Source organism: Luteimonas sp. 9C, assembly GCF_902506295.1.
Taxonomy (GTDB): domain Bacteria; phylum Pseudomonadota; class Gammaproteobacteria; order Xanthomonadales; family Xanthomonadaceae; genus Luteimonas.
Genome location: NZ_LR733312.1, coordinates 2,799,319 through 2,825,104, shown reverse-complemented (window position 1 = coordinate 2,825,104; position 25,786 = coordinate 2,799,319). Strand labels below are relative to the sequence as shown.

General features: G+C 67.5%; 25 protein-coding genes. 8 read left to right on the top strand and 17 right to left on the bottom strand.

Features of this window, described 5'->3' with window-relative positions; genetic code table 11:
* Positions 1-42 precede the first annotated feature (42 nt).
* The 3 genes from CURTO8I2_RS12965 to CURTO8I2_RS12955 all read left to right on the top strand — a co-directional run bounded on the left by CURTO8I2_RS12965 (position 43) and on the right by CURTO8I2_RS12955 (position 3,660).
* The gene (locus CURTO8I2_RS12965) at positions 43-1,383 is read left to right on the top strand and encodes a sigma-54 dependent transcriptional regulator (protein WP_159681466.1); all 1,341 of its coding nucleotides are present in this window, start codon (positions 43-45) and stop codon (positions 1,381-1,383) included.
* A gap of 1 nt (position 1,384) precedes the next feature.
* Entirely contained in the window at positions 1,385-2,698 is a 1,314-nt protein-coding gene (locus tag CURTO8I2_RS12960) for a PAS domain-containing sensor histidine kinase (protein WP_159681465.1), read from the top strand.
* Between the two features lie 65 nt (positions 2,699-2,763).
* Positions 2,764-3,660, top strand: a complete 897-nt coding sequence (locus CURTO8I2_RS12955; RefSeq protein ID WP_159681464.1) for a hypothetical protein — start codon at positions 2,764-2,766, stop codon at positions 3,658-3,660.
* Positions 3,661-3,663: 3 nt separating this feature from the next.
* On the opposite strand, the gene glmU is transcribed toward CURTO8I2_RS12955, so the two are convergent.
* Complete coding sequence (glmU, locus tag CURTO8I2_RS12950; protein ID WP_159681463.1) at positions 3,664-5,028, bottom strand: bifunctional UDP-N-acetylglucosamine diphosphorylase/glucosamine-1-phosphate N-acetyltransferase GlmU; 1,365 nt, start codon at positions 5,026-5,028, stop codon at positions 3,664-3,666.
* 105 nt (positions 5,029-5,133) lie between these two features.
* Between glmU and CURTO8I2_RS12945 the strand changes: the two genes are divergently transcribed.
* Positions 5,134-5,517, top strand: a complete 384-nt coding sequence (locus tag CURTO8I2_RS12945; RefSeq protein WP_159681462.1) for a GtrA family protein — start codon at positions 5,134-5,136, stop codon at positions 5,515-5,517.
* A 107-nt stretch (positions 5,518-5,624) separates the two neighbouring features.
* Here CURTO8I2_RS12945 and CURTO8I2_RS12940 read toward each other — a convergent pair whose 3' ends face one another.
* From CURTO8I2_RS12940 to CURTO8I2_RS12900, 9 genes are all read right to left on the bottom strand, one after another.
* On the bottom strand, positions 5,625-6,050 hold the full coding sequence (locus CURTO8I2_RS12940) for a F0F1 ATP synthase subunit epsilon (RefSeq protein ID WP_159681461.1): 426 nt from the start codon (positions 6,048-6,050) through the stop codon (positions 5,625-5,627).
* A 135-nt stretch (positions 6,051-6,185) separates the two neighbouring features.
* On the bottom strand, positions 6,186-7,586 hold the full coding sequence (gene atpD / locus CURTO8I2_RS12935) for a F0F1 ATP synthase subunit beta (protein WP_159681460.1): 1,401 nt from the start codon (positions 7,584-7,586) through the stop codon (positions 6,186-6,188).
* A gap of 39 nt (positions 7,587-7,625) precedes the next feature.
* Entirely contained in the window at positions 7,626-8,486 is an 861-nt protein-coding gene (atpG, locus tag CURTO8I2_RS12930; protein ID WP_159681459.1) for a F0F1 ATP synthase subunit gamma, read from the bottom strand.
* A gap of 88 nt (positions 8,487-8,574) precedes the next feature.
* On the bottom strand, positions 8,575-10,140 hold the full coding sequence (gene atpA, locus CURTO8I2_RS12925) for a F0F1 ATP synthase subunit alpha (RefSeq protein ID WP_159681458.1): 1,566 nt from the start codon (positions 10,138-10,140) through the stop codon (positions 8,575-8,577).
* A 52-nt stretch (positions 10,141-10,192) separates the two neighbouring features.
* Positions 10,193-10,720: a F0F1 ATP synthase subunit delta gene (locus tag CURTO8I2_RS12920; protein WP_159681457.1), complete on the bottom strand. Its 528-nt coding sequence runs from the start codon at positions 10,718-10,720 to the stop codon at positions 10,193-10,195.
* 5 nt (positions 10,721-10,725) lie between these two features.
* Complete coding sequence (locus tag CURTO8I2_RS12915) at positions 10,726-11,196, bottom strand: F0F1 ATP synthase subunit B (protein WP_159681456.1); 471 nt, start codon at positions 11,194-11,196, stop codon at positions 10,726-10,728.
* A 111-nt stretch (positions 11,197-11,307) separates the two neighbouring features.
* Positions 11,308-11,598 carry a F0F1 ATP synthase subunit C gene (atpE, locus tag CURTO8I2_RS12910; RefSeq protein ID WP_159681455.1) on the bottom strand — a complete coding sequence of 97 codons (291 nt, stop codon included), beginning with the start codon at positions 11,596-11,598 and terminating at the stop codon, positions 11,308-11,310.
* 83 nt (positions 11,599-11,681) lie between these two features.
* Complete coding sequence (atpB, locus tag CURTO8I2_RS12905) at positions 11,682-12,479, bottom strand: F0F1 ATP synthase subunit A (RefSeq protein WP_159681454.1); 798 nt, start codon at positions 12,477-12,479, stop codon at positions 11,682-11,684.
* Between the two features lie 28 nt (positions 12,480-12,507).
* Positions 12,508-12,885 (bottom strand): ATP synthase subunit I, encoded by a 378-nt coding sequence (locus CURTO8I2_RS12900; protein WP_159681453.1) that lies wholly within the window; start codon positions 12,883-12,885, stop codon positions 12,508-12,510.
* 445 nt (positions 12,886-13,330) lie between these two features.
* Between CURTO8I2_RS12900 and CURTO8I2_RS12895 the strand changes: the two genes are divergently transcribed.
* Positions 13,331-14,245: a hypothetical protein gene (locus CURTO8I2_RS12895; protein ID WP_159681452.1), complete on the top strand. Its 915-nt coding sequence runs from the start codon at positions 13,331-13,333 to the stop codon at positions 14,243-14,245.
* A gap of 102 nt (positions 14,246-14,347) precedes the next feature.
* Here CURTO8I2_RS12895 and lpdA read toward each other — a convergent pair whose 3' ends face one another.
* The 4 genes from lpdA to aceF form a co-directional block, all read right to left on the bottom strand.
* On the bottom strand, positions 14,348-16,177 hold the full coding sequence (lpdA, locus tag CURTO8I2_RS12890; RefSeq protein WP_159681451.1) for a dihydrolipoyl dehydrogenase: 1,830 nt from the start codon (positions 16,175-16,177) through the stop codon (positions 14,348-14,350).
* 70 nt (positions 16,178-16,247) lie between these two features.
* Positions 16,248-17,354 (bottom strand): mechanosensitive ion channel domain-containing protein, encoded by a 1,107-nt coding sequence (locus CURTO8I2_RS12885; protein WP_236551102.1) that lies wholly within the window; start codon positions 17,352-17,354, stop codon positions 16,248-16,250.
* Between the two features lie 60 nt (positions 17,355-17,414).
* Entirely contained in the window at positions 17,415-19,019 is a 1,605-nt protein-coding gene (locus CURTO8I2_RS12880; protein WP_159681449.1) for a bifunctional GNAT family N-acetyltransferase/carbon-nitrogen hydrolase family protein, read from the bottom strand.
* An 8-nt stretch (positions 19,020-19,027) separates the two neighbouring features.
* Positions 19,028-20,758: a dihydrolipoyllysine-residue acetyltransferase gene (gene aceF, locus CURTO8I2_RS12875; RefSeq protein WP_159681448.1), complete on the bottom strand. Its 1,731-nt coding sequence runs from the start codon at positions 20,756-20,758 to the stop codon at positions 19,028-19,030.
* A gap of 428 nt (positions 20,759-21,186) precedes the next feature.
* On the opposite strand from aceF, the gene CURTO8I2_RS12870 reads away from it, so the two are divergent.
* Complete coding sequence (locus tag CURTO8I2_RS12870) at positions 21,187-21,819, top strand: OmpW family outer membrane protein (protein ID WP_159681447.1); 633 nt, start codon at positions 21,187-21,189, stop codon at positions 21,817-21,819.
* A 98-nt stretch (positions 21,820-21,917) separates the two neighbouring features.
* Here CURTO8I2_RS12870 and CURTO8I2_RS12865 read toward each other — a convergent pair whose 3' ends face one another.
* The 3 genes from CURTO8I2_RS12865 to CURTO8I2_RS12855 all read right to left on the bottom strand — a co-directional run bounded on the left by CURTO8I2_RS12865 (position 21,918) and on the right by CURTO8I2_RS12855 (position 24,594).
* Complete coding sequence (locus CURTO8I2_RS12865; RefSeq protein ID WP_159681446.1) at positions 21,918-22,454, bottom strand: DUF1453 domain-containing protein; 537 nt, start codon at positions 22,452-22,454, stop codon at positions 21,918-21,920.
* 81 nt (positions 22,455-22,535) lie between these two features.
* Entirely contained in the window at positions 22,536-23,471 is a 936-nt protein-coding gene (locus CURTO8I2_RS12860) for a DMT family transporter (protein WP_159681445.1), read from the bottom strand.
* 73 nt (positions 23,472-23,544) lie between these two features.
* Entirely contained in the window at positions 23,545-24,594 is a 1,050-nt protein-coding gene (locus CURTO8I2_RS12855; RefSeq protein WP_159681444.1) for an NAD(P)-dependent alcohol dehydrogenase, read from the bottom strand.
* 136 nt (positions 24,595-24,730) lie between these two features.
* Here CURTO8I2_RS12855 and CURTO8I2_RS12850 point away from each other — a divergent pair, with 136 nt between their 5' ends.
* Together CURTO8I2_RS12850 and CURTO8I2_RS12845 are read left to right on the top strand one after the other, a co-directional pair.
* Positions 24,731-25,213, top strand: coding sequence for a YajQ family cyclic di-GMP-binding protein (locus CURTO8I2_RS12850; protein WP_159681443.1), 483 nt, complete (start codon positions 24,731-24,733; stop codon positions 25,211-25,213).
* Positions 25,214-25,218: 5 nt separating this feature from the next.
* On the top strand, positions 25,219-25,767 hold the full coding sequence (locus tag CURTO8I2_RS12845) for a DUF1415 domain-containing protein (protein ID WP_159681442.1): 549 nt from the start codon (positions 25,219-25,221) through the stop codon (positions 25,765-25,767).
* Positions 25,768-25,786 lie beyond the last annotated feature (19 nt).

Genomic DNA, 25,786 nt, shown 5'->3' with positions numbered 1-25,786 from the left:
ATGCCCCCAGTCCCTGCGTCGCAATCGGATCGCCAGCCGCTGATGCCCACAATTCTCGTCATCGACGACAACCCAGCCGTCGCCACCGCGCTGGAGGTGCTGTTCTCGCTGCACGACATCGCCTGCGAACATGCCGACACCCCCGAGGCCGGCATCGCGCGTCTGCAGGCCGGCGGCATCGATCTCGTCGTGCAGGACATGAACTTCCACGCCGACACCACCTCCGGCGACGAAGGCATCGCCCTGTTCCACGCGATCCGGCGCTTCGATCCCGACCTGCCGGTGGTGCTGCTCACCGCATGGACGCGCCTGGAATCGGCGGTGGAACTGATCCGCTCCGGCGCCGCCGATTACCTCGGCAAACCCTGGGACGACGGCAAGCTGCTGGCCACGGTCAACACGCTGCTGGAATTGTCGACGACGCGCCGGGCGCTCGATGCGCGCACGCGCGACGACCGCCGCCGCCGCGATGCACTGGCGCAGGGTCACGATCTGCGGGGGCTGGTCTGGGACGATCCGGCCAGCGAAACCACGCTGTCTCTGGCCCTGCAGGTCGCGCGATCGAATCTGCCGGTCCTGGTCACCGGCCCCAACGGCACCGGCAAGGAAAAGTACGCGGAAATCCTGCACGCGAACTCCGGCGTCCGCGACGGGCCGTTCGTCGCCGTGAACTGTGGCGCGTTGCCCCACGACCTGATCGAAGCCGAGCTGTTCGGCGCGGAGGCCGGCGCCTATACCGGCGCGACACGGGCGCGCGAAGGCAAGTTCGAAGCGGCCGATGGCGGCACGCTGTTCCTCGACGAAGTGGGCACGCTGCCGCCTGCCGGCCAGATCAAGCTGCTGCGCGTGCTCGAGACCGGACGCTTCGAACGCCTCGGCGGCAACCGCGAGCGCAGCGTGTCGGTGCGCGTGCTCAGCGCGACCAATGCCGACCTGCCGACGATGATCGCCGACGGCCGGTTCCGGGAGGACCTCTACTACCGGCTCAACGGCATCGAACTGCGGTTGGCGCCGCTCGCGCAGCGGCCGCGCGACATCCTGCCGCTGGCGCGGCACTTTCTCGACGGGCGCAAACCGCTGTCGGCGGGCGCGGAGCGCGCCCTGCTGCAACACGGCTGGCCGGGCAATGTGCGCGAACTGCGCAACGTCATCCAGCGTGCGGAACTGCTGGCGCGCGACGCGCAGATCGAGGCACGTGATCTCGCGCTGCCCGTCTCTGCCGCGGCAGCGATCACGCCGGAGGCGGCCGAGCCGGATCGTGCCGAGATCGAAGCTGCGCTCGCGCGCAGTGGCGGCGTGCTGGCGCAGGCCGCGGGCGAACTCGGACTGTCGCGGCAGGCGCTATACCGGCGCCTCGACCGCCTCGGCATCCGTCGCGACTGACATGCGCTGGACGCAACGGCTGTCGCTGACGGGCGTGGTCATCGCGATCGCACTGGCGCATGTCGCGCTGGGCGCCGGTCTGGCGGTCTGGTTGCAACGGTGGTGGTCGCCCGGGACGGCGATCGCCGCAGCGACGTTCGCCGTCCTGCCCTCGCTCGCCTGGTCGCTGCATCGCGCGTTCGCGCCGATGCATGCGCTGTTCCGAGCCCTGGCCGGCACCGTCGCGAGCTACCGCGACAGCGACTACGGGTTCGGCGTGGCGTGGCAGGGACGCGGCGCACTCGGCGAACTGGTGGCTGCGCACAACGAACTGGGCGACACCCTGCGCGCGCAACGGCTGTCGCTGGTGCAGCGCGAGCTGCTGCTCGACACGATGGTGCAGAACACGCCGGTCGCGATGCTGCTGCTCGAGCCCGGAGGCCGCGTGGTGCACGCGAACCTGGCCGCACGTCGCGCCTTCGGTGGCGGCCGCAAGCTCGAAGGCCAGGCGTTCGCCGCCCTGCTCGTCGACGCACCCGCAGCGTTGGCGGAAGCGTTCGCGCGCGGTGGCGACGGACTGTTCACCATCGGCGATGGCGAGACGGAAGAGATCCATCACCTGTCGCGTCGGCATTTCCGCCTCAACGGACGCCGCCACGAGCTGCTGTTGCTGCGGCAGATGACGACCGAACTGCGCCGGCAGGAAGTGCAGACCTGGAAGAAGGTCATCCGCGTCATCAGCCACGAGCTCAACAATTCGCTGGCGCCGATCGCCTCGCTCGCGCACTCTGGCGCGGAACTGCTGCGTCGCGGCCAAACCGCGCGACTGCCGGACGCGCTGCGCACGATCGAAGAGCGCGCGCGGCATCTCGAAGGCTTCATCCGCGGCTATGCGCACTTCGCCAAACTGCCGGCGCCGCGCCGCGCGCCGGTCCGCTGGCGCGCGTTCCTCGACCAGTTGCGTTCGCAGGTGCCGTTCGCGGATGCCGGTCCGCTCGACGATGCATACACCGCCTCCTTCGATGCTGCCCAGGTCGAGCAGGCGCTGTTGAATCTGCTGCGCAACGCGCATGAGGCCGATGGCGCTGCCGACGCGGTGGCGATCGGTCTGCGACGCGCCGTGGACGGCTGGCGGATCGACGTGCTCGATCGCGGGCCCGGCATGAACGAGGCGGTGCTCGCCAACGCGCTGCTGCCGTTCTACTCGACCAAGCGCAACGGCACCGGCCTCGGCCTGGCGCTCGCACGCGAGATCGCGGAAGCGCACGGTGGACGCATCGCCCTGCTCAACCGCGAGGGCGGCGGGCTGTGCGTGTCGCTGGTCCTGCCGGACTGATCCCAAGACCGGTCGCAGATGCAAAGCTCGGGCAGAATCGAAAGCCCGATCCACGGCGATGCCCGATGCGATTCCGACTCCACACGCTCGCGCTGGTTCTTGCGTGTCTGCCGACTGCCCCCGCATTCGCGCAACGCGCGAAAAATCTCGACGCGGTGCCCGGCCTTCTGAAGGGTCCGGAGGCGAAAGCCGTCTGGGCCGAACAGATGGAGGGACGCCCGGCGCCCGATCATCTCGGCACCCGCGACCTCGCCGGCCTCGACGCCGAGATGCTGCGTCAGCTGCTGGTGCCCGATATCGCAGGCGACCGTATTGGCCTGCTCGGCGCGCGCCGCTGGACCCAGCATCCCGGTCATGCCGTCGCGATCGTCTGCTATCGCGAGGACGTCGCACGCAATGCGTCCGCGGCGCCGAGCTGCGAGACCGGGGAGACCGCGCAGGTGCTCGGGGTGTTGCGTGTCAGTGATGCAGGCGATGCGCAACTGGTCGCGCGCCTGCGACTCGACGACGGCATTGCGTGGCCGCTGCTTGCCTGGGAGGGCGCGCAGCCTCTGCTGATGGAAGAAGCCGGCGCGTCTGCGATCCCAGAGCGCTGGGAACGCTTCGATCTCGCCCCCTACCGCCTGTCGGACGGCGCGCCCGCACTGGGCTTGCGTGGCGGCTGGTCTGAAGGCTATGCCGGCGGCGGCGCATTCTTCTCGGCGCTGTATCTGTTCGAGCTGCGCGGCGACACGCTCAAGCAGGTGTTCGGCGCGCAGATGTCGATGTACCGCGACATCGCCGGCAGCTGGAACGACGACGGCACGCGCGAACACGACATCGAGGAATGGGCCGGTGTACTCATCGTCGAACCGCGCGCGCACCATGGCCGCCGGGACCTGCGCCTGCGCGAACGCGGCGGTCGCGGCGGCGAGCTGTATCGCTGGTCGCCGGCTGACGATGGCTATCGCCGCGTGGAATGAGGCTCAGCGCTTCTTAGGACGCTCCCACCCCTCGACCACGCTCTGCCGCCCGCGTGCGACCGCGAGCTTGCCATCCGGCACATCGTTGACGATCACCGAACCGGCCGCCGTCGTCGCGTCGTGACCGATGCGCACCGGCGCGACGAGCGCGGCATTCGACCCGATGAAGGCGCGATCGCCGATCACGGTCTTCGACTTGTTCACGCCGTCGTAGTTGCAGGTGATGGTGCCCGCGCCGATGTTGCTGCCGGCCCCGATCTCGGCGTCGCCTAGATACGTCAGGTGGTTGGCCTTGCTGCCGACCCCGAGCGTGGTGTTCTTGGTCTCGACGAAGTTGCCGATGTGCACGCCATCGGCGAGCACGGTGCCGGGCCGCAGACGTGCGAACGGTCCGATGGTCACGGCGCCTTCGGCGCGCACGCCTTCGAGGTCGCAATGCGCACGCACCTCGGTGCCGCCGCCCAGGCCGACATTCTTGAGGCGACAGAAGGGGCCGACACGCACGTCGTCGCCGAGCGCAACGCGCCCTTCGAAGATCACGTCGACGTCGATCTCGACGTCACTGCCCACGGTCACCTCGCCGCGGATGTCCACGCGCGCGGGATCGGCGAAACGCGCGCCGGCGACGCAGAGCGCGCGCACTGCGCGCAGTTGCCACGCACGCTCGAGCTGCGACAGCTGCCAGGGATCGTTCGCGCCTTCCGCCTCGAGCGGATCGGCGACCAGCACGATCTGCGCGGCGCTGTACTCGTCGGCGGCCATCGCGAACACGTCGGTGAGGTAGTACTCGCCCTGCGCGTTGTCCGACGACAGCCGCGCCAGCCACGCCTTGAGCGCGGTCGCCTCGGCAGCCAGGATGCCGGTGTTGACCAGGTCGATGCGACGCTGCTCGTCACTCGCGTCCTTGTGCTCGACGATCGCACCGACGTGGCCTTCGGGATCACGCACGATGCGACCGTAGCCGGTGGGATCCTCCAGCTGCGCGGCGAGCACCGCGAGCCGGCCTTCGACCGACACCAGGTGGCGCAGTGTCTCGGCACGCAGCAGCGGCACGTCGCCGTAGAGCACCAGCACCTGCGCGCCGTCGGGCACGTCGGGCATCGCCTGGCGCACCGCGTGGCCGGTGCCGAGCTGTTCGCGCTGCTCGGACCAGTGCAGATCCGTCTGCTCGGCGAACGCGGCCTGCACCTGCTCGCCGCGATGGCCGTAGACGACGTGGATGCCGGCCGGCTCGAGCGCACGTGCCGCTTCGATGACGTGCCACAGCATCGGCCGGCCGGCGATCTTCTGCAGCACCTTTGGCAGCGACGATTTCATGCGCTTGCCTTCGCCTGCGGCGAGGATGACGACGTGCAGCGGTGCGGACATTGGGCGAGAATCCTGCGGAGAATCTACGAATTCTAACGGGCGCGCAGCTAGGATGCGGTCGCGCCGGCACTTCCGCCCGCCCTGACCCGAGGAGTCGATACCGCGATGAGCCTGACCCGACAGGGGCGCGACTTCCTGGCGATCGGCCTGTTGCAGTGGCTCATCGACTGGGGCGTGGTCGTTGGCCTGACCCATTTCGGCGTGCCCGTGGCGCCGGCCAATGTCGCCGGACGCATCACCGGCGCGCTGATCGGCTTCTGGCTCAACGGCAAGTTGACGTTCGCGAACGAACGCAACACCGTCGGGACGACGCAGTTCCAGCGTTTCATGGTGATGTGGGTGTCCACGACGCTGTTCAGCACCTGGGCGTTGACCACGATCGATGATGTGCTCGGGCTGCGCTGGGTGTGGGTCGCGAAACCGGCGATCGAGCTGGCGCTGGGCGCGGTGGGCTTCGTGCTGTCTCGGTACTGGATCTACAAGCGCTGAATCGGGCGGTACCCGCGCGTCCGCGCGTGTCCGACGTCCAGAACGCGAAGACCCCGCCGGAGCGGGGTCTTTCGGTTGACGGCACCGGGCCTGCAGCCCGACACCCGTCAGTGCTTGAGGGTCTTGCGCAGGCGCTCGAGCGCCTGCAGCTGGACCACGGCTTCGACCAGCTTCTGCTGCGCCTCGGCGATGTCCATCGCCTCGCCGCGGCCGGCCAGGATGCGCTCGGCCTCTTCCTTGACCGCCTTCACCGCAGCCTCGTCGATGTCGTCGGCGCGGATCGCGGTGTCGGCCAGGATCGTCACGACCTGCGGCTGCACTTCGAGGATGCCGCCGCCGATGGCGAAATCGAGCACTTCGCCGTTGGCCTGGGTCACCACGACCTTGCCCGGCTTCAGACGCGTGATCAGCGGTGCGTGGCGCGGCGCGATGCCGAGCTCGCCGAGCTCGCCGGTGGCGACGACCAGGGTCGCTTCGCCGTGGAAGATCTCGGCTTCTGCGCTGACGATGTCGCAACGGATGGTGGTGGTCATGTGGCCTCGCTTCGCTCGGACACGGGCTTCGTGGGTCGGGATTCGCGATTGGTCGAAGCCGAAGCTTCTCCACCATCGAATCCCGCCACTGCCCGCTCTGCCTGGTTACAAATCACGAACTACGGATCACCGCGTTCAAGCGGCGATCTTCTTCGCCTTCTCGACCGCTTCGTCGATGCCGCCGACCATGTAGAACGCCTGCTCGGGCAGGTGATCGTATTCGCCGTCGACGATGCCCTTGAAGCCGCGAATCGTTTCCTTCAGCGCGACGTACTTGCCCGGCGAACCGGTGAAGACTTCGGCCACGTGGAACGGCTGCGAGAAGAAGCGCTCGATCTTGCGCGCGCGCGACACGGCCTGCTTGTCTTCTTCCGACAGCTCGTCCATGCCCAGGATCGCGATGATGTCCTTGAGCTCCTTGTACTTCTGCAGCGTCGACTGCACGCGCTGGGCGGTGTCGTAGTGCTCGTTGCCGATGACGTTGGGATCCATCTGGCGGCTGGTCGAGTCCAACGGATCGACGGCCGGGTAGATGCCGAGCGAGGCGATGTTGCGGCTCAGCGTCACCGTCGAGTCGAGATGGGCGAAGGTCGTCGCCGGCGACGGGTCGGTCAGGTCGTCCGCGGGCACGTAGACGGCCTGGATCGAGGTGATCGAGCCGGACTTCGTCGAGGTGATGCGCTCCTGCAGCACGCCCATTTCCTCGGCGAGCGTCGGCTGGTAACCCACGGCCGACGGCATGCGGCCGAGCAGCGCCGACACTTCGGTACCGGCCAGGGTGTAGCGGTAGATGTTGTCGACGAACAGCAGCACGTCCTTGCCGCGACCCGATGCGTCCTTCTCGTCGCGGAAGTACTCGGCCATCGTCAGACCGGTCAGCGCGACGCGCAGGCGGTTGCCCGGCGGCTCGTTCATCTGGCCGTAGACCATCGCCACCTTGTCGAGGACGTTGGAGTCCTTCATCTCGTGGTAGAAGTCGTTGCCCTCGCGGGTACGCTCGCCCACGCCGGCGAACACCGACAGGCCTTCGTGCGCCTTGGCGATGTTGTTGATCAGTTCCATCATGTTGACGGTCTTGCCGACGCCGGCGCCGCCGAACAGGCCGACCTTGCCACCCTTGGCGAAGGGACACATCAGGTCGATGACCTTGATGCCGGTTTCCAGCAGCTCCGTGGACGACGACTGGTCTTCGTACGACGGTGCCGAACGATGGATTTCCCAGTGGTCGGTGGCTTCGACCGGACCGGCTTCGTCGATCGGGCGGCCCAGCACGTCCATGATGCGTCCGAGCGTGCCCGGGCCGACCGGCACCGAGATGCCGCGATCGGTGTTGATCGCGACCAGGTTGCGCTTCAGGCCATCGGTGGAACCGAGCGCGATCGCGCGCACGATGCCGTCACCGAGCTGCTGCTGCACTTCCAGCGTGATCTCCGTGCCTTCGACCTTCAGTGCGTCGTAGACCCTCGGTACTTCGTTGCGCGCGAACTCGATGTCGACGACCGCGCCGATGATCTGAACGATCTTGCCCTGACTCATTGCTGCATTCCTCTAGAAGAATTCTGGTGCGCGTACGGATCAGACCGCTGCGGCGCCGCCGACGATCTCGGAGATTTCCTGGGTGATCGCTGCCTGGCGGGCCTTGTTGTAGACCAGCTTGAGCGTATCGATCAGCTTGGTGGCGTTGTCGCTCGCGGACTTCATCGCGACCATGCGCGCGGCATGTTCGGAAGCCACGTTCTCCATCACCGCCTGGTAGACGAGCGATTCGATGTAACGCGTCAGCACGTGGCCGAGCACCGATTCGGCGTCCGGCTCGTAGATGTAGTCCCAGTCGTGCTTGACCACCTGCGTCTCGGCGGCCGGCAGCGGCAGCAGCTGATCGAAGCTGGCCTTCTGGGTCATCGTGTTGACGAAGTGGTTGTAGGCCAGGAACACACGGTCGACGCGGCCGTCGGTGTAGCCGTCGAGCATCACCTTAATGATGCCGACCAGCTGCTCGACTTCCGGCGTGTCGCCGATATGGGTGACGCTGCCGACCATGTCCACCTTCAGGCGGCGGAAGAACACCGTCGCCTTCGTGCCAATGGTCACCACGTCGACCTGCACGCCCTTGTCCTGCCAGGCGCGGATCTCGCCCAGCAGCTTGCGGAACATGTTGTTGTTCAGACCGCCGGCCAGGCCGCGATCCGAGGACGCGACGATGTAGCCGACACGCTTGACCTCACGCTCGACCAGGTACGGATGCTGGAACTCGGAGCTGGCCTGGGCGAGATGCCCGATCAGCTGCTTCATCGCGTTCGCATACGGGCGCGATGCCTTCATCCGATCCTGCGCCTTGCGGATCTTCGACGCGGAGACCATCTCGAGCGCGCGCGTCACCTTGCGGGTGTTCTGCACGCTCTTGATCTTCGTCTTGATTTCTCTGCCGCCGGCCATCTCTTATCCCTGCTTGGGGCGGGTGCGAACCCGCCTTGGCTTACCTGTGCTCACCGCATCGGGCGGACGACACGTCCGCCCCGATGGCTTACCAGCTGCCGGTGGTCTTGAAGTCGGAGATGCCCTGCTTGAAGGCGCCTTCGATCTCGTCGTTCCAGCCGCCGGTCTGGTTGATCTTGCCGACCAGGTCGCCCGCGGTGTTGTCGAAGTGCGCATGCAGGCCTTCTTCGAACGCGAGCAGCTTGGCGACCGGCACGTCGTCGAGATACCCCTCGTTGACGGCGTAGATCGTCAGCGCCTGGTGCGCGATCGACATCGGCTTGTACTGCTTCTGCTTCATCAGCTCGGTGACGCGCTGACCGCGCTCGAGCTGCTTGCGGGTCGCTTCGTCGAGGTCGGACGCGAACTGGGCGAATGCCGCCAGTTCACGGTACTGCGCCAGCGAGATGCGGATGCCGCCCGAGAGCTTCTTGATGATCTTGGTCTGGGCCGAACCACCGACGCGCGACACCGAGATACCGGCGTTCACGGCCGGGCGGATGCCGGCGTTGAACAGGTCGGTTTCCAGGAAGATCTGGCCGTCGGTGATCGAGATCACGTTGGTCGGCACGAACGCCGAGACGTCGCCGGCCTGGGTTTCGATGATCGGCAGCGCGGTCAGCGAACCGGTCTTGCCCTTCACTTCGCCGTTGGTGAACTGCTCGACGTACTCCTCGGACACGCGCGCGGCGCGCTCGAGCAGACGGGAATGCAGATAGAACACGTCGCCCGGATAGGCTTCGCGGCCCGGCGGGCGCTTGAGCAGCAGCGAGATCTGGCGGTAGGCGACGGCCTGCTTGGACAGATCGTCGTACACGATCAACGCGTCTTCGCCGCGGTCCATGAAGTACTCGCCCATGGTGCAACCAGCGTAGGCCGAGATGTACTGCATCGCGGCCGATTCGGACGCGGTGGCGGCGACCACGACGGTGTGGGCGAGCGCGCCGTTCTCTTCGAGCTTGCGCACGATGTTGGCGACGGTCGAGGCCTTCTGGCCGATCGCCACGTAGACGCACTTGATACCGGTGGTCTTCTGGTTGATCACGGCGTCGATCGCCATCGCGGTCTTGCCGGTCTGGCGGTCGCCGATGAGCAGCTCGCGCTGGCCGCGGCCGATCGGGATCATCGCGTCGACCGACTTGTAGCCGGTCTGCACCGGCTGGTCGACCGACTTGCGCCAGATCACGCCGGGTGCGACGCGCTCGACCGGCGCGCTGAGCTTGGCGTCGATCGGACCCTTGCCGTCGATCGGCTCGCCGAGCGCGTTGACCACGCGGCCGAGCATTTCCGGGCCGACCGGCACTTCGAGGATGCGGCCGGTGGTCTTGGCCACGTCGCCTTCGCGCAGGTGCTCGTAGTCACCCAGCACCACGGCGCCGACCGAATCGCGCTCGAGGTTGAGGGCGAGCGCGTACGTGGCGGAACCGTCCGCGGCGAGCGGCAGTTCGATCATTTCGCCCTGCATCACGTCGGCCAGGCCGTGCAGACGCACGATACCGTCGGCGACCGAGGTCACGGTGCCTTCGTTGCGCGATTCAGCGCTCAGCTTGACCTTCTCGATGCGGGACTTGATCAGCTCGCTGATCTCGGAAGGATTGAGTTGCGTGGTAGCCATCGGGGGTTCCCTTGAGCCGGCGTTGCCGCCGACGTTGCAATTGAAAATCGTGTCAGTGCGTCAGCGCGGACTGGAGGCGCGCCAGCTTGCCCTTGAGCGAGCCGTCGATCACCACGTCCCCGGCCGAGATCACCGCGCCGCCGATCAGCGACGCGTCCACGGCCGTCTCGACCTGGACCTCGCGACCGAAACGACGCTGGAGCGCGGCGCGGATCTGTGCCACTTCCGCTTCGGGCAGCGCGGCGGCCGAGGTCACCGTCGCCAGCACGATGTGCTCGGCATCGGCCCGCAGGGCCTCGTACTGGCCGGCGATCTCCGGCAGCTGTGCGAGCCGGCCGTTGCTGGCCAACAGCGTGAGGAAGTCCGCGAACTTCGCGTCGGCACCGTCCGGCGCCAGCAGCGCGACGGCATCGTCGTGCGACAGGGCCGGATGCGCGAGCAGCGCGGCTGCCTGCGGATCGGCGGCGACGCGGGCCGAGAACGCGAGCGCGTCCGACCACGGCGCGAACTGGCCGCCGTCACGCGCGATCGCGAACGCGGCGCGGGCATACGGACGGGCGATCGTCATGGCCTGGCTCATCGGACTCAGATCTCCGCGGCGAGTTCGTCGAGCAGCGCCTTGTGGGCGTTGGCGTCGATCTCACGCTTGAGCAGACGCTCGGCGCCGGTCACCGCCAGGGTGGACACCTGGCGACGCAGTTCTTCGCGCGCACGCGTGGCCGAAGCCTGCATTTCCGCGTCGAACATCGCCTTCTGGCGCAGGCCCTCGGTGACCGCTTCGGCCTTGGCGGCCTCGACGATCTGGGTGCCGCGCTGGTGGGCCTGCTCGATGATCTCGTTGGCCTTCGCACGCGCGGCCTTGAGTTCCTCGTTGGCGGTTTCCTGCGCCTGCGCCAGCGCACGCTGGCTGTTGTCGGCCGCGGCCAGACCTTCGGCGATCTTCTTCTGGCGCTCCTCGATGGCGCTGAGCAGCGGCGGCCAGATCTTGGTCGCGATGATCCAGATCAGACCGGCGAACGCCAGTGCCTGGGCAATTAGGGTCAGACCGATATTCATGGGCTTGTGACTGCCTGTCGTGAAGGGTTGGGCGCGCACGCGCGCCCCCTGTCATCCACCGGTGCGGTCATGCGCGAAGCACGCACCGCACCGGAACGCCGGGCGGCTGGATCAGCCCGCGAGCTGCGCGGCGACCGGACCGATGAACGGCGAAGCGAACGCGAACAGCAGGCCGACGGCGACCGAGATGATGAACGCGGCGTCGATCAGGCCGGCGGTGATGAACATGCGGACCTGCAGCACCGGGATCAGCTCCGGCTGGCGCGCGGCCGACTCGAGGAACTTGCCGGCCATGATGGCCAGGCCCAGACCCGCACCCAGTGCAGCCAGGCCGATCATGATGCCGATGGCCAGAACGGTCGAAGCCTGGATCTGGGCGAACGAGGTCAGTGCGATTTCCATTGTTTTCTCCGGAGCGGATTGCTTGGTAAGGGTGGAACCAGGGATTGGGGTGTTACGAAAGCGGTGTCACGTGATGCCGACGATCAGTGATCGTCCTCGGCCAGGCTGAGGTAGACGATCGACAGCATCATGAAAATGAAGGCCTGCAGCGGAATGACCAGCAGGTGGAACAGCATCCAGCCCAGGCCGAGCACGCCGCCGCCGAAGACGCCCAGCAGGCTCGCGCCGCCGAGGACCCAGATCAGCAGGAACACGATCTCGCCGCCGAACATGTTGCCGAACAGTCGCATCGCCAGCGAAATCGGCTTGCTCAGCCACTCGACGATGTTGAGGATCAGGTTGAACGGGACCATCCACTTGCCGAACGGCGCGAACAGGAATTCCTTGGTCAGCCCACCCAGGCCCTTGGCACGCAGGGCGAAGAAGACGGTCAGGAAGAACACGCTGATCGACAGGCCGAGCGTCGCGTTGACGTCGGCGGTGGGCACCGGCTTCCAGTACGCCACGCCCAGCAGCTCGAGTGGCTTGGCGATGAAGTCCGCCGGAATCATCTTCAGCAGATTCATCAGCAGGATCCAGAAGAACAGCGTGATCGCGATCGGCGTCACGAGCTTGCTGGTGCCGTGATAGGTGTCACGGGCCTGCTTGTCGACGAACTCCAGGCAGATCTCCACGAATGCCTGCCACTTGCCCGGCACGCCGGCAGTCGCCTTGCGGGTCGCCAGCCAGAACATGAAGACCATCAGGCCGCCCATCAGCAGGGCCGTGATCAGCGTGTCCACGTGCAACGTCCAGAACCCGCCCTCGCCGGTCGACGCGGTCAGGTTCTGCAGATGGTGCTGGATGTAGCTGGTTGGGGTCAGTTCCGCATCAGCTGCCATAAGATCGAAAACCCTGCCTGTGATTGGTTCAGTGCCTGGCCAAAGGCCGGGACATTGCGAGCAACTGCGCGAAGAGCGCGACGATGACCCCGGCGAGCATTGGAACCGGCGACAAACCCGCCATTCCCACGCCCAGCAGCAGAACCGCCACCACCACGACCCACTTCAACGCCACCCCTGCCAGCAGCCGCGCGAGCGCGCCTGTCGACGGATTCACCCCACCCCCCAGCGCGATCACCGCCGACAGCCAGCCCCCGAGCGCGATCGCCGCACCGCCGAGACCCGCCGCCAGCGCCCAGTCGGCTCCCTTTGCGAGGAAGGCGAGCGCTGTCACTGCGACGGCCACCGCCTGCCAGGCGATTGCGCGCTGTGCCAGCCGCCGACCTACTGCGACGGACGTCAACACTTCAAAGGATTCCACTGGCTGGAGGACACGGGGGCGTCGAAACGGCCCCGTCGAGCCGCAAAAGTATAGCAGCGCCGCCATTTCCCCCACAACCGGCGGAGGTCCTGTTTCGTCGGATGACGCCGACAGACACTACCCCGGCGCTCAAGATGCCACGCATTCACAATTTTGTTCGCGGGTCGCCGCGTTTTCGAGGAACTTCCCCGCGCGGCGGCAGTCCTACATGCCGTGTCCGATCTGCCGTCCTTCCTCGTCGGTCCCGTCTGCAGATCGTCACCCCGAGCCCCGGCCCGCCGCCGGGGCTCTTTTTTGGGTGCCCGTTTGCGCCGGCGCCCATCGCGCCGCAATGACGGCGGAAGGTGACGCGCCTCCGCACGACGACTTCACGTAGAAAAGACCGGGACTTAACGAACATCGCCCGCCTCCCCACGACGACGCCCCCACGATGTCCCGACCTGCTTCCCGCCTCGCCCTTGCCTTGCTGTCCACCGCCATCCTCGCCTCGCTCGCCACGGCTGCGCAGGCCCAGAGCCGCGACGACCGCTTCGTCCTGCGTCTGAGCGCATTCAACCCCGAAGCCGAACTCGGCTTCTCCGGCAATGGTGTCGTCACCGATGGCACCGACGACGCCACGTTCGGCTTCGACGAAAGTTTCGACACCGGCCGCGAATGGCGCCCGCGCGGCGCGATCGGCTTCCGCATGAGCGAGCGCCAGTCGCTGGTCGGCAACTTCTACGACTACCGTCGTGACGAAACCTGGACCTATGGCGGCAACGTCCTCGATACCGGCACGATCATCCCGGGCGGCGAAGCCATCGAGATTCCGTCGGCGCGCATCGATGGCCGCCTGTCGTTCCGCCTCGCCAACCTCAATTACGAGTACGCCGTCGTCAAGAACGACAGCTTCCAGTGGGGCCTCGGCCTGGGCGTGACCTACGCCAAGCTCGAAGCCACGGCCAACGGCAGCTCCACCGGCACCGATCTTGTCGATCCGCAGTTCGAAACCGTGGGCTGGGAGCGCGACGGTTTCTCGCCGGGCCTGCACACGCGGCTGGTGTGGACGCCGGCCGAGCGCTGGACCGTCGGCCTCGAGGCGCAGTATCTCGACACGACCTGGGGCGACATCGTCGATGAGGACGGTCACTTCGAACGCGGTGGCCTGCTGGTCGAGTACATGGTCAGCGAGCGCGTCGGCCTGCACGTCGGCTACGACTGGTTCCGCCTCAAGCTCAAGGACCAGTACCGCGGCACCGCGCGTGCGCCGTCGGGTATCGACGCGGGCCCGTTCCCGTACTCGGGCGAGGTCACCGGCGACCTGAAGGTCCATGGCCCGATGGCCGGCGTGACGTTCCGCTTCTGATCCACCGCACCGACCCGCGCGTCCGGACACGGGCGCGCGGACATGAAAAAGCCCCGGCATGCCGGGGCTTTTTCGTGGGCGCGGACGTGCTGTTTCGCGCCCTTACTTCTTCTTCGGGATGTACAGGTCGGTGATCGTGCCGTCGAACACTTCCGCCGCCATCGCCACCGATTCGCTGAGCGTGGGATGCGGATGGATGGTGTGGCCGATGTCGGCGACTTCGGCGCCCATCTCGATCGCCAGGCCCGCCTCCGCGATCAGATCGCCCGCATGCACGCCGACGATGCCGGCGCCGACAATGCGGTGCGTGGCCTCGTCGAAGATCAGCTTGGTGAAGCCCTCGGTGCGGCCGATGCCAATCGCGCGACCGCTGGCCGCCCACGGGAACTTTCCGACGCCGACCTTCAGGCCCTTGGCCTTGGCTTCGGTCTCGGTGATGCCGACCCACGCGATTTCCGGATCGGTGTAGGCGACCGACGGAATCACCCGCGCCACCCACTCCTTCTTCTCGCCGGCGGCGACTTCGGCCGCGAGCTTGCCCTCGTGCGTGGCCTTGTGCGCCAGCATCGGCTGACCGACCAGATCGCCGATCGCGAAGATGTGCGGCACGTTAGTGCGCATCTGCGCATCGACGGCGATGAAGCCGCGCTCGGACACGCGCACGCCGGCGTTGCCCGCCGCGATCTTGCCGCCGTTCGGCGTGCGGCCCACGGCCACCAGCACACGATCGAAGGTCTTCGTGTCGGGAATGCTCTCGCCTTCGAACGTCACGTCGATGCCGGACTTCGCGGCCTTCGCCTCGACGACCTTGGTCTTGAGATGCGCGGACACGCCCTGCTTCTTCAGGCGATCGGCGAGCGGCTTCACCAGATCCTTGTCGGCGCCGGGCATCAGCTGGTCGGCGAGCTCGACGACGGTCACCTCCGAGCCGAGCGCGTGGTACACCGTCGCCATCTCGAGCCCGATGATGCCGCCGCCGACGACGAGCAGCTTCTTCGGGGTTTCCGCGAGTTCCAGCGCGTCGGTCGAATCCATGACGCGCGGGTCGTCCCACGGGAACCCGGGCAGCTTCAGCGCCTGCGAACCGGCGGCGATGATGCACTGCTCGAAGCGCACGAGCTGGGTCTTGCCGTCGCTGCCGGTGACTTCGATTTCGTTCGGCGACACGAACAGCCCTTCGCCGGTGACCACGCGCACCTTGCGCTGCTTGGCCATTCCGGTCAGGCCCTTGGTCAGCTGGCCGACCACTTTTTCTTTGTAGCCGCGCAGCTTGTCGAGGGCGATCGTCGGCGCGCCGAAATCCACGCCGTAGTCGCTGGCGTGCTTGGCCTGGTCGATGACCTCGGCCGCGTGCAGCAGCGCCTTCGACGGAATGCAGCCGACGTTGAGGCAGACGCCGCCGAGCGTGTCGTAGCGCTCGATCAGCACGGTATCGAGACCGAGATCGGCAGCGCGGAACGCGGCGGTGTAACCACCAGGCCCGGAGCCGAGCACGACGACGCGACATTCGACATCGGCCTGGCGGCCCGACGACGGCGCGGCCTTGACCGATTCCGGTTCGGCCGGCGCCGCGTGCGAGCGCGCGACCGGCGGATTGCTGCCCGGCGCTTCGCTCTTCTTCGCCGGCGCGTCGGCGTTCTTCTCTGGCGCAGCAGGCTTGGCGTCGGCGGCAGGCGCGTCTGCGCCCTCGCCTTCGGATTCGATCACCGCGACCACGCTGCCTTCCGACAGCGTGTCACCGACCTTGACCTTCAGCTCCTTGATGACGCCAGCCGCGGACGCCGGCACTTCCATCGTCGCCTTGTCCGATTCCAGCGTGACCAGGCTCTGGTCCTTGGCGACGGTGTCGCCGACCGCAACCAGCACCTCGATCACCGGCACGTCGTCGTACCCGCCGATGTCGGGGACTGTCACTTCCAGGGTCTTGGCCATCAGGGATTCTCCAGTGCGTGCAATGTCGTGGGGGTCGCCGGTGCAGGGCGGATCGTGCGGATGCGGGGTTTCATCGGCTGGCGGACGGCGGCGTATCGGGGTCATCGCCGGACGCGGCTGCGTCGACTTCGATGTCCTGGGCGATCTCGCGCTCCGCGTCACCTTGAGCGTCGTTCTTGGCCAGCGCGGCGCGCTCGGCTGCGGACAGCACGACTTCCGGCGCGCTGACGGTGCCGGAGGCCGCCAACGCCGTCGCGGCCTCACCGCGCAGCGCGGCAAAGGCCTGCGCGCCGTCGAGCCCGAACAGGCTGCGGACATGCAGATCGCGCTGCGGGAACGGAATCTCGATGCCGTAGCGCTTGAGCGCCGAATCCAGTTCCCACAGATACGCGGCCTTGATCGCCGCGTTGCGGCGCGCCGCTTCCTCGGTCAGCCAGACCGCCAGCATGAACTCGACGGCGTTGTCGCCGAAGTTCACCAGCCAGACCTGCGGCTTGCGGGTGTCGTCGCCGGTCAGCGTAAAGGGGACATGCTCCGCTGCCTCCAGCGCCGCCTTCTTCACCAGTTCCTTGTCGACGCCGTAGGCCACGCCGAACGGCACGCGAATACGCCGGTTGACGGAGCGGTGCGTCCAGTTGACGACGCGGCCGCTGACGAACTCCGCGTTCGGCACGATCACATCGATGTTGTCGTTGGTGGTGATCAGGGTGGCGCGGATGTTGATGGCCCGCACCGTGCCGCGCAGGTCCGCACCCAGCTCGACGAAATCGCCCACTTTGAGCGACCGGTCGAACAGCAGGATCAGGCCGGACACGAAATTGCTGAAAATCGCCTGCAGGCCGAAGCCCAGGCCCACGCCGAGCGCCCCGGCGAACACCGCAAACTTGCCGACCGGAATTCCGGTCATGTCGAGCGCCAGCAGCACGCCGACGATCAGTACCGTGTAGTGCGCCAGACGCGAGACGGTGTAGAGCGACGCCTGGTTGGCGTTGGGATGCCGGTCGCCGTAGCGGCGGATCACACGTCGTACCAGCACCGACGCCAGCCACGCGAGCAGCAGGGCCACGACCGCCGACAGCACACCCGCCGGGGTGACCGTGACGCCGCTCACCTGGAACAGCGGGTACTGCACGAGGCGCGCCACATCAGCCCCATCGACCAGCGCGGCCGCACTCACGGGCAGGCCGCACGATCGAGGCGACACCAGCCGCACATCGCAGCGGGCATCGACCGTGGATCAGGCACCGGAGGTTCCGCCGGCGGGGCCGCGCGGGCCCGGGCGACGCGCCCAGGTCAGCGCATACAGATCGTGGCGACGATCGTTGAGGTTCTGCACGGTGCCGTCGTTGCGCGCGACGACGAGATCGTTGAGACGCAGATCGGCGAAGGCGACCTGCTCGACGTTCGGCGTGGTGTCGGCGGCAATGCCGTCGCGCGCGAACGGAAAATCGCAAGGTGTCAGGATGCAGCTCTGCGCGTACTGGATGTCGAAGTTGTTGACGCCCGGCAGATTGCCGACGTTGCCCGACAGCACGACGTAGCACTGGTTCTCCACCGCGCGCGCCTGCGAGCAGTAGCGCACGCGCAGATAGCCTTCGCGGGTGTCGGTGCAGAAGGGCACGAACAGGATCATCGCGCCCTGGTCGACCAGGTGCCGGCCGAGCTCCGGGAACTCGCTGTCGTAGCAGATCATGACGCCGATCGGACCGCAGTCGGTCATGATCGCCCGCGCGCTGTCGCCGCCGCCGATACCCCACCAGGTGCGCTCGTTGGGCGTGGGATGCAGCTTGTCGCGCGTGTGCAGCGAACCGTCGCGCAGCGCGACGTAGCAGATGTTACGCACGCGCGGATCGGCCTCGTCGCCGGTGCGCGTGGGATGCGAGCCGCCGATGATGTTGATGTTGTGACGCACCGCGAGCTCGCTGAGCAGCAGCGAGAAGCGTTCGGTGTAACCGGTCAGCGCCAGCAGCGAATCCTGCGGCGACAGGGGCTTGTTCTCGACCGACAGCAGCTGCAGCGTGAACAGTTCGGGGAAGACGACGAAATCGGCGCGGTAGTCGGCGGCGATGTCGACGAAGTATTCGACCTGGGTCGCGAACTCCTCGAACGAGGCCACGCGGCGCTGCTGGTACTGCACGGTCGCCACGCGCACCGAGTCCGGCAGCGGACGCGCCGTGCCGGTGGTGCGCACGTTCGGGTCGATCTTGGGATTGCGCCAGACCAGGTGGGCCGCATACCCGCGCGATTCGCGATCGGCCGGCTGGTAGTTGCGCAGCAGGCCGATGAACTCGAAGCCGTTGCTGAGCTGGAAGCTCAGCGCGCGGTCGCGGATCCGGCCCGCACGCACGTCGGCGACGTAGGCATGCGCATCGTTGCCGTAGGCCTTCGCGCGGCGCGAGAACCCCGGCAGGCGGCCGCCGAACACGATGCCCTTGAGGCCGAGTTCCTGGCACAGCCGTTTGCGCAGTTCGTACAGGCGGCGGCCGATGCGCAGCCCGCGGTACGCGGGGTCCACGCAGACTTCCATGCCGTAGAGCCAGTCGCCGGTGGTCAGGTGCCGCGCACCGTAGCCGCCGCCCGAAATCTCGGTCCAGCGGTGCGGCGCCATCGCGCTCGCCTCGTCGATGCGGAATGTCGCGCAGTAGCCGACTGCCACATCCTCGTAGCAGGCGACGAACACGCCTTGCGGAAACTGCGCAATCTGCCCGGTGAGCATTTCGGCCGTGTAGCCGCCCTCCTCGCCATAGACCGTGTCCGACAACGCGACGATCGCCGGGATGTCGGCGACCGTCGCATGGCGAACGGTCAGCCGCGCTTTCTCACGCGTGGTGTCGCTGGTCACCGGCACGCTTACAGCAGCACGCGACGCATGTCGCCGAGCAACTGCGCCAGCGTCGCGGTGAAGCGCGCGGCCGCGGCGCCGTCGATGACGCGGTGGTCATAGGACAGCGACAGCGGCAGGACCAGACGCGGCTGGAACGCCTTGCCGTCCCAGACCGGCTTCATCGCCGACTTCGACACGCCGAGGATGGCGACTTCCGGCGCATTGACGATCGGGGTAAAGCTGGTGCCGCCGATGCCGCCGAGCGAGCTGATCGAGAAGCAACCGCCCTGCATGTCGGCCGGGCCGAGCTTGCCGTCGCGCGCCTTCTTCGCCAGCGCGGACATCTCCTGCGAGATTTCCATGACGCCCTTCTTGTCGGCGTCGCGGATCACCGGGACGACCAGGCCGTTCGGCGTGTCGGCGGCGAAGCCGATATGGAAGTACTTCTTGAGGGTGAGGTTCTCGCCCGCCGCGTCGAGCGAGCTGTTGAAGCGCGGGTACTGCTTGAGCACCGCGACCGAGGCCTTGATCAGGAACGCGAGCATGGTCAGCTTGACGCCGGCCTTCTCGTTCTCCTTGTTGAGCTGCACGCGCAGCGCTTCGAGATCGGTGATGTCGGCATCGTCGTGCTGGGTGACGTGCGGAATCATCGCCCAGTTGCGCGCGAGGTTGGCCGCCGAGATCTTCTGGATGCGGCCCAGTTCCTGGACTTCGATCTCGCCGAACTTGGCGAAATCGACCTTCGGCCACGGCAGCAGGTTGAGACCGCCGCCCGCTGCCGCAGGCGCGCCGGACGCGGCCTTCGCACCGCCGCCCTGCAACGCACTCTTGACGAAGGACTGCACGTCCTCGCGGAGGATGCGGCCGCCCTTGGCGCTGCCCTTGAGCTGGTTCAGGTCGACACCCAGCTCGCGTGCGAACAGGCGCACCGCGGGGCTGGCATACGGCACCTTGTCGGGGAAGATCGCATCGGCATCGAACCGCACCGGCGGATTGCCGCCGCCGGCGGCACGATGCTCGATCGACGCTTCGGCGATCTTGTCGGGCTTGGCCTGGGTCGCGACCGGCTCGACCTTGTTGTCGTCGGTGCCCTTGGCCGGCGCGGCGGGCTGCTCGGACGCTGCGGCAGGTGCATCGCCCGCGGCCTCGATGATCGCGACCACGGCGCCTTCCGACAGCGTGTCGCCGACCTTGACCTTCAGTTCCTTGATGACGCCGGCGACCGCGGCCGGCACTTCCATCGTGGCCTTGTCCGATTCCAGCGTGATCAGGCCCTGGTCCTTCTCGACCGTGTCGCCGACCGCGACCAGCACTTCGATCACCGGCACGTCGTCGTAGCCGCCGATGTCGGGCACCTTCGATTCCTGCGTCCCGCCACCGCCGGACGGCGCCTTCGGCGTCTCGGTCTTCGTGGCCGGGGCGGCTTTCTCGGCGACCGGCGTGTCGGCGGCCTTCGGGGCTTCGGTCTTCGCGGGCGCTTCGGCCTTCGCGGGCGCCTCGGCCTCGGCGTCGCCGCTCTCGGTTTCGATGATCGCGACCACGCCGCCTTCCGACAGCGCGTCGCCGACCTTGACCTTCAGTTCCTTGATCACGCCCGCGAACGGCGCCGGCACTTCCATCGTGGCCTTGTCCGATTCGAGCGTGACCAGCCCCTGGTCGACCGACACCGTATCGCCGACGGCGACCAGCACCTCGATCACCGGGACATCGTCAAACCCGCCAATGTCGGGAACGCGTGCTTCTTTCAGGTCGGCCATGCGGCCCTCCGGGCATCTCGTGACCGGCTATTGTGCGGCCCAGCAGGGTTCGCGCCAACTGTTGCATCGCGTACGGACGCGCATGGGCGCGCGTGCACATGCGCAGCGCGCGTGCATGCCCGACACCGAATGCGGAACGCTGCGTCGCAGCCGTGACATTCGACGACGGCACATGGATTTTTTGGCGCTTGCGTTGCGTGGATGTCGCATCGGCACGCCCTTGCAGATGAACTGCGCGAACGGGTTCCCGAAGACACGGTGAAGCGTTGCGAACGCTTCAGCTGGCGCAAATCGTCTATTCAGCTTCCGATTGCGAGCATGGCGCCGCCTTCCCGCAGAGGAAGGTCGCAGCGCCGCCCCCGCACGCTGCGACATGTCGCAACGCTGGACCCGCGACACGGTCCGGCCTTCAAGAAGGAGCACACCCCATGCTGAAGTCCAACAAGCGCGTTCTTGCGCTCGCCACCCTGGCCAGCTTCGCTGTTTCGTCGGTTGCCTTCGCCCAGGATGCGGGCGACACCGCGTCCGGCAAGCGCTTTTCGGTCGTCGGCGGCGCCACTCTGCTCGAGCCGACCAACCGCAGCGCCAACGATGGCGTCGAAGTCGACGGTGGCCCCGCACCGACCGCATCGGTCTCCTACAACTTCACCGACAACATCAGCGCCGAACTGTGGGGCGCCCTCGACAAGTTCGACCACCGCGTCCGCAACGACGCCGGCAAGGTCGGCACCGTCGAGCAGCAGCCGATCGCGCTGAGCGGCCAGTATCACTTTGGTCAGGCAGACAACACCTTCCGCCCGTTCGTGGGTCTGGGTTACCACCACTCCAACATCAGTGGTGAAGACCTCAATCCGGGCGGCGAGCACGTCAGCCTGTCGTCGCCGAAGGGCGCGATCGGCACTGTCGGTGTCGACATGAACATCACCCCCACCTGGTTTGCCCGTGCCGATGCGCGTTACCTGCGCAGCCGCGCCGACGTGAACCAGGCCGGCGTCTCCACCGGTCAGGAGCTCAAGCTCGACCCGTGGACCGTGGGCGTTGGTATCGGCGCACGCTTCTGACCTCTCTCCCAGAGTCGTGTGCCATGGAAGACCCGCTTCGGCGGGTCTTTTTTTTTGCGCCCGCCTGGCGACGCTCCGGGCGGGCCCGGGCAATCAGATCAGAGCCAGCGCCCCAGCCGCCATTGCAGCAGCACTGCATACATGGCGTGGTAACCGATGACGAGACCGGCGACCGCGAACAGGCCCGCCGGCTCCCCGAGCGGGCCCCAGGCCGCGAGCGCGGCGTAATCGCCACGCATGCGTTCCCAGGCCTGCCAGATACCCGCGAACACGCGGGCCACGACGACGAGCGTCAGCGCCAGCACCAGCCAGCGGTTCGGCGTGTACCAGACCTGGCCAGGCAGATGTTCGACGCGCGTCACCAGCCAGCCCAGCGCACCGAGCGCCAGGCCGGCGAGCACACCGAGCGCGGCATACGGAAATGCGTGGGCGACGAACCACTGGGCGATGCCCATGCCGCCGAGGAACACCAGCGCCGATGCGGGGATCAGCCAGGCATTGAGGCGCGTCAACCAACGCGGCGGACGTCGGCGCGAGGTGCCGACGCGATAGCGGTTCCACAGCGCCAGCGGCCATAGCAGAAGCAGCAACGCGAAGATGGCGAGCAGGACCACGGCGAGCAGCAGAAGAGGCATGGCGGTGTGGCGGATTCCGGCGAGTCGGAGGCGGCATGATCGGCGAAACAGCGCGCGACCACGATGAAGGTGTGCCGTCGCTTACGGCGGCGGCGTGCCGTCGAGTCGCTTGACGTCGCCGTCGACCTCGCCCGTCCCGGCCAACACCTTTTCGCGGCGGAACATGTAGAGACCGCTGGCGACGATGATGCCGGCGCCCAGCCAGGTCATGCCGTCGGGCAACACCTGCCAGACGAACAGGTCCAGCAGCACGACCCACAGCAGCGCGGTGTACTCGAGCGGCGCGACCTGGCTGGCCTCGCCGAGCCGGAACGCGTGCGTCAACCCGACCTGACCCAGCGCGCCGGTCACGCCGATCAGTGCCAGCACCCACCAATGGTCGCGCCGCAGCGGCTGCCAGTCCGGCCACGCCAGGACGCCGGCGAAGACCGCCATCAGCACCAAAAACCAGAACACCAGCGCCTCGGGGCTGTCGCGCTGCGCGAGCTTGCGCACGGTGATCGAGGCGATCGCGTAGCACAGCGCACCACCGACGACCGCGAGCCCCGCCAGCGTGGCCATGCCCTCGCCGGTCGGCCGCAGCACGACCAGCACACCAACGACGCCGAGCGCGATTGCGGTCCACCGCCGGGGGCCCACCTTCTCGCCAAGCAACGGCACCGCCAGCGCGGTCACCATCAGCGGCGAGACGAACACGATCGCGTACGCGGTCGACAGCGGCATCCGCGCCAGGCCGTAGACGAAGCCGGCGATCATGCCCACGCCCAATACTCCGCGCAGCAGGTGCAGGGGCCAGTGGATGCGCAGCAGGCTGCCCACGCGCCCGCGCAGCAGCAGCCAGCCGACGATCAGCGGCAATGTGGCCAGGCTGCGGAAGGTGGCGACCTGGAACGCCGAATAATCGTTGGCGATCCACTTCATGCCCGCGTCCATGCCGGCGAACGCGAGCACGGCGAACAGCATCCACAGCGCCGCGGCGCGGGCGTCGGTCCGGGGTGCGGCGGCGGGGCGGGACATGGGCGACTCGTCGGACGGGCCGCGCATCGTCGCATGGACGCGCGCGCCGGGCATCCGGCGCGCGGGACGTCGATCAGGCGGCGAGCGTCGCCGTATCGATGACGAAGCGGTAGCGCACGTCGCCCTTGAGCATCCGCTCATAGGCGGCGTTGATGTCGGCGATGCCGATCCGCTCTATGTCGGACACGATGCCGTGCTCGGCGCAGAAGTCGAGCATCTCCTGGGTCTCGCGGATGCCGCCGATCAGCGAACCGGTGAGGCGACGGCGCTGCATGATCAGCGCGCCGGCAGCGACCGGGGCCGGCTGATCGGGCACGCCGAGCAGGATCATCGTGCCGTCGACCTTCAGCAGCGACAGGTAGGCGTTGTAGTCGTGCGGCGCGGACACGCTGTCGACGATGAAGTCGAACGTCTTGGCCAGGGTATTGAACGTCTTCTCGTCACGCGTCGCGGCGAAATCGTGCGCGCCGAGCTTCAGTGCGTCGTCGCGCTTGGAGTCCGACGTGCTCAGCACGGTCACGCGCGCGCCCATCGCCACCGCGAACTTCACCGCCATGTGCCCCAGGCCGCCGAGACCCACGACCGCGACCGCGTCGCCTGCCTTGACGCCGAAATGGCGCAGCGGCGAATACGTGGTGATGCCGGCGCACAGCAGCGGCGCCGCGGCGTCGAGCGGCAGCGACTCCGGCACACGCAGCACGTAGTCCTGGTCGACCGTGATGCGGGTCGAGTAGCCGCCGTAGGTCGGCGCGCTGCCGTCGCGCTCCATCGCGTTGTAGGTGCCGGTCATGCCCTGCTCGCAGAACTGCTCCTCGCCCGCCTCGCATTGCGCGCAGGTGCGGCAGGAGTCGACGAAACAGCCGACACCCACCGCGTCGCCGATCTTGAACCGGGTGACGCCGGCGCCGACCTCGGCGACATGGCCGACGATCTCGTGACCGGGGACCATCGGAAAGATCGAACCGCCCCACTCGTCGCGGACCTGGTGCAGGTCCGAATGGCAGACGCCGCAGAAGGCGATGTCGATCAGGACTTCATTCGCGCGCGGCGCGCGGCGTTGGATGGTGGTCGGTGCCAGCGGGGAACTGGCGTCGGCGGCCGCATAGGCGGGAGTGTCGAGCATGGCGGATGCCTCGTCTTGAGCGATTGGGGGCCGCTCATTCTGCGCCCTGCCGCGCCGCGCCAGCGTGGCAGTGGCGGAACAGCCCATACCGCCCGTGCGGTAATCTGCGCGCTTTCGTCCCACCTGCAGGTGCCCCATGCCTTCCTTCGATATCGTCTCCGAAGTCGACACCCACGAGCTGACCAACGCCGTCGACCAGGCCAACCGCGAGCTGACCACGCGCTTCGACTTCAAGGGCGTCGAGGCGTCCTACGAACTCGACGGATCGACCATCAAGCAGACGGCGCCGAGCGACTTCCAGGTCCAGCAGATGACCGAGATCCTGCGTCAGCGCCTGGCGGCGCGGAAGATCGACGTGAAGTGCCTGGAGTTCGGGGACATTGAGACCAATCTGGCCGGCGCGCGGCAGACGGTGACCGTCAAGCAGGGCATCGAGCGCGATCTGGCCAAGAAGATCCAGAGCACGCTGAAAGAGGCCAAGCTCAAGGTCGACAGCCAGATCAACGGCGACAAGCTGCGCGTCAACGGCAAGAAGCGCGACGACCTGCAGGCGGCGATGGCGTTGCTGCGCGGCGCCGACTTCGAGCTGCCGCTGCAGTTCGACAACTTCCGCGACTGAATCCCATGGTGCGCACCGACGACCCGATCGCCGACACCCGCCTGTGGCTGGAGCGCGCGGTGATCGGACTCAACCTGTGCCCGTTCGCCAAGGCGGTCGTGGTCAAGGATCAGGTGCGTTTCGTGCTGAGCGATGCGGGCACACCCGAAGCGCTGCTCGAAGCGCTCGGCGAGGAGCTGCTGCGTCTGCGCGACACGGCGGCCGGCGAGATCGACACGACGCTGATCGTGCACCCGCAGGTGCTCGGCGATTTCCTCGAGTACAACGATTTTCTCGACGAGGCCGATGGCCTGGTCGAGGCGCTGGAACTCGACGGCGTGCTGCAGGTCGCGAGTTTCCACCCCGACTACCAGTTCGCCGGCACCGCCCCCGACGACATCGGCAACTACACCAATCGCGCCCCGTATCCGACCCTGCACCTGCTGCGCGAAGACAGCGTGGCGCGCGCGGTGGATGCGTATCCCGAGCCGGATCGCATCATCGACCGCAATCTCGCCACGCTGGAAACGCTGGGGCACGCCGGCTGGGCGCGGTTGTTCACCGAAGCGAGCTGACGCTGCGACGCGCCGATGC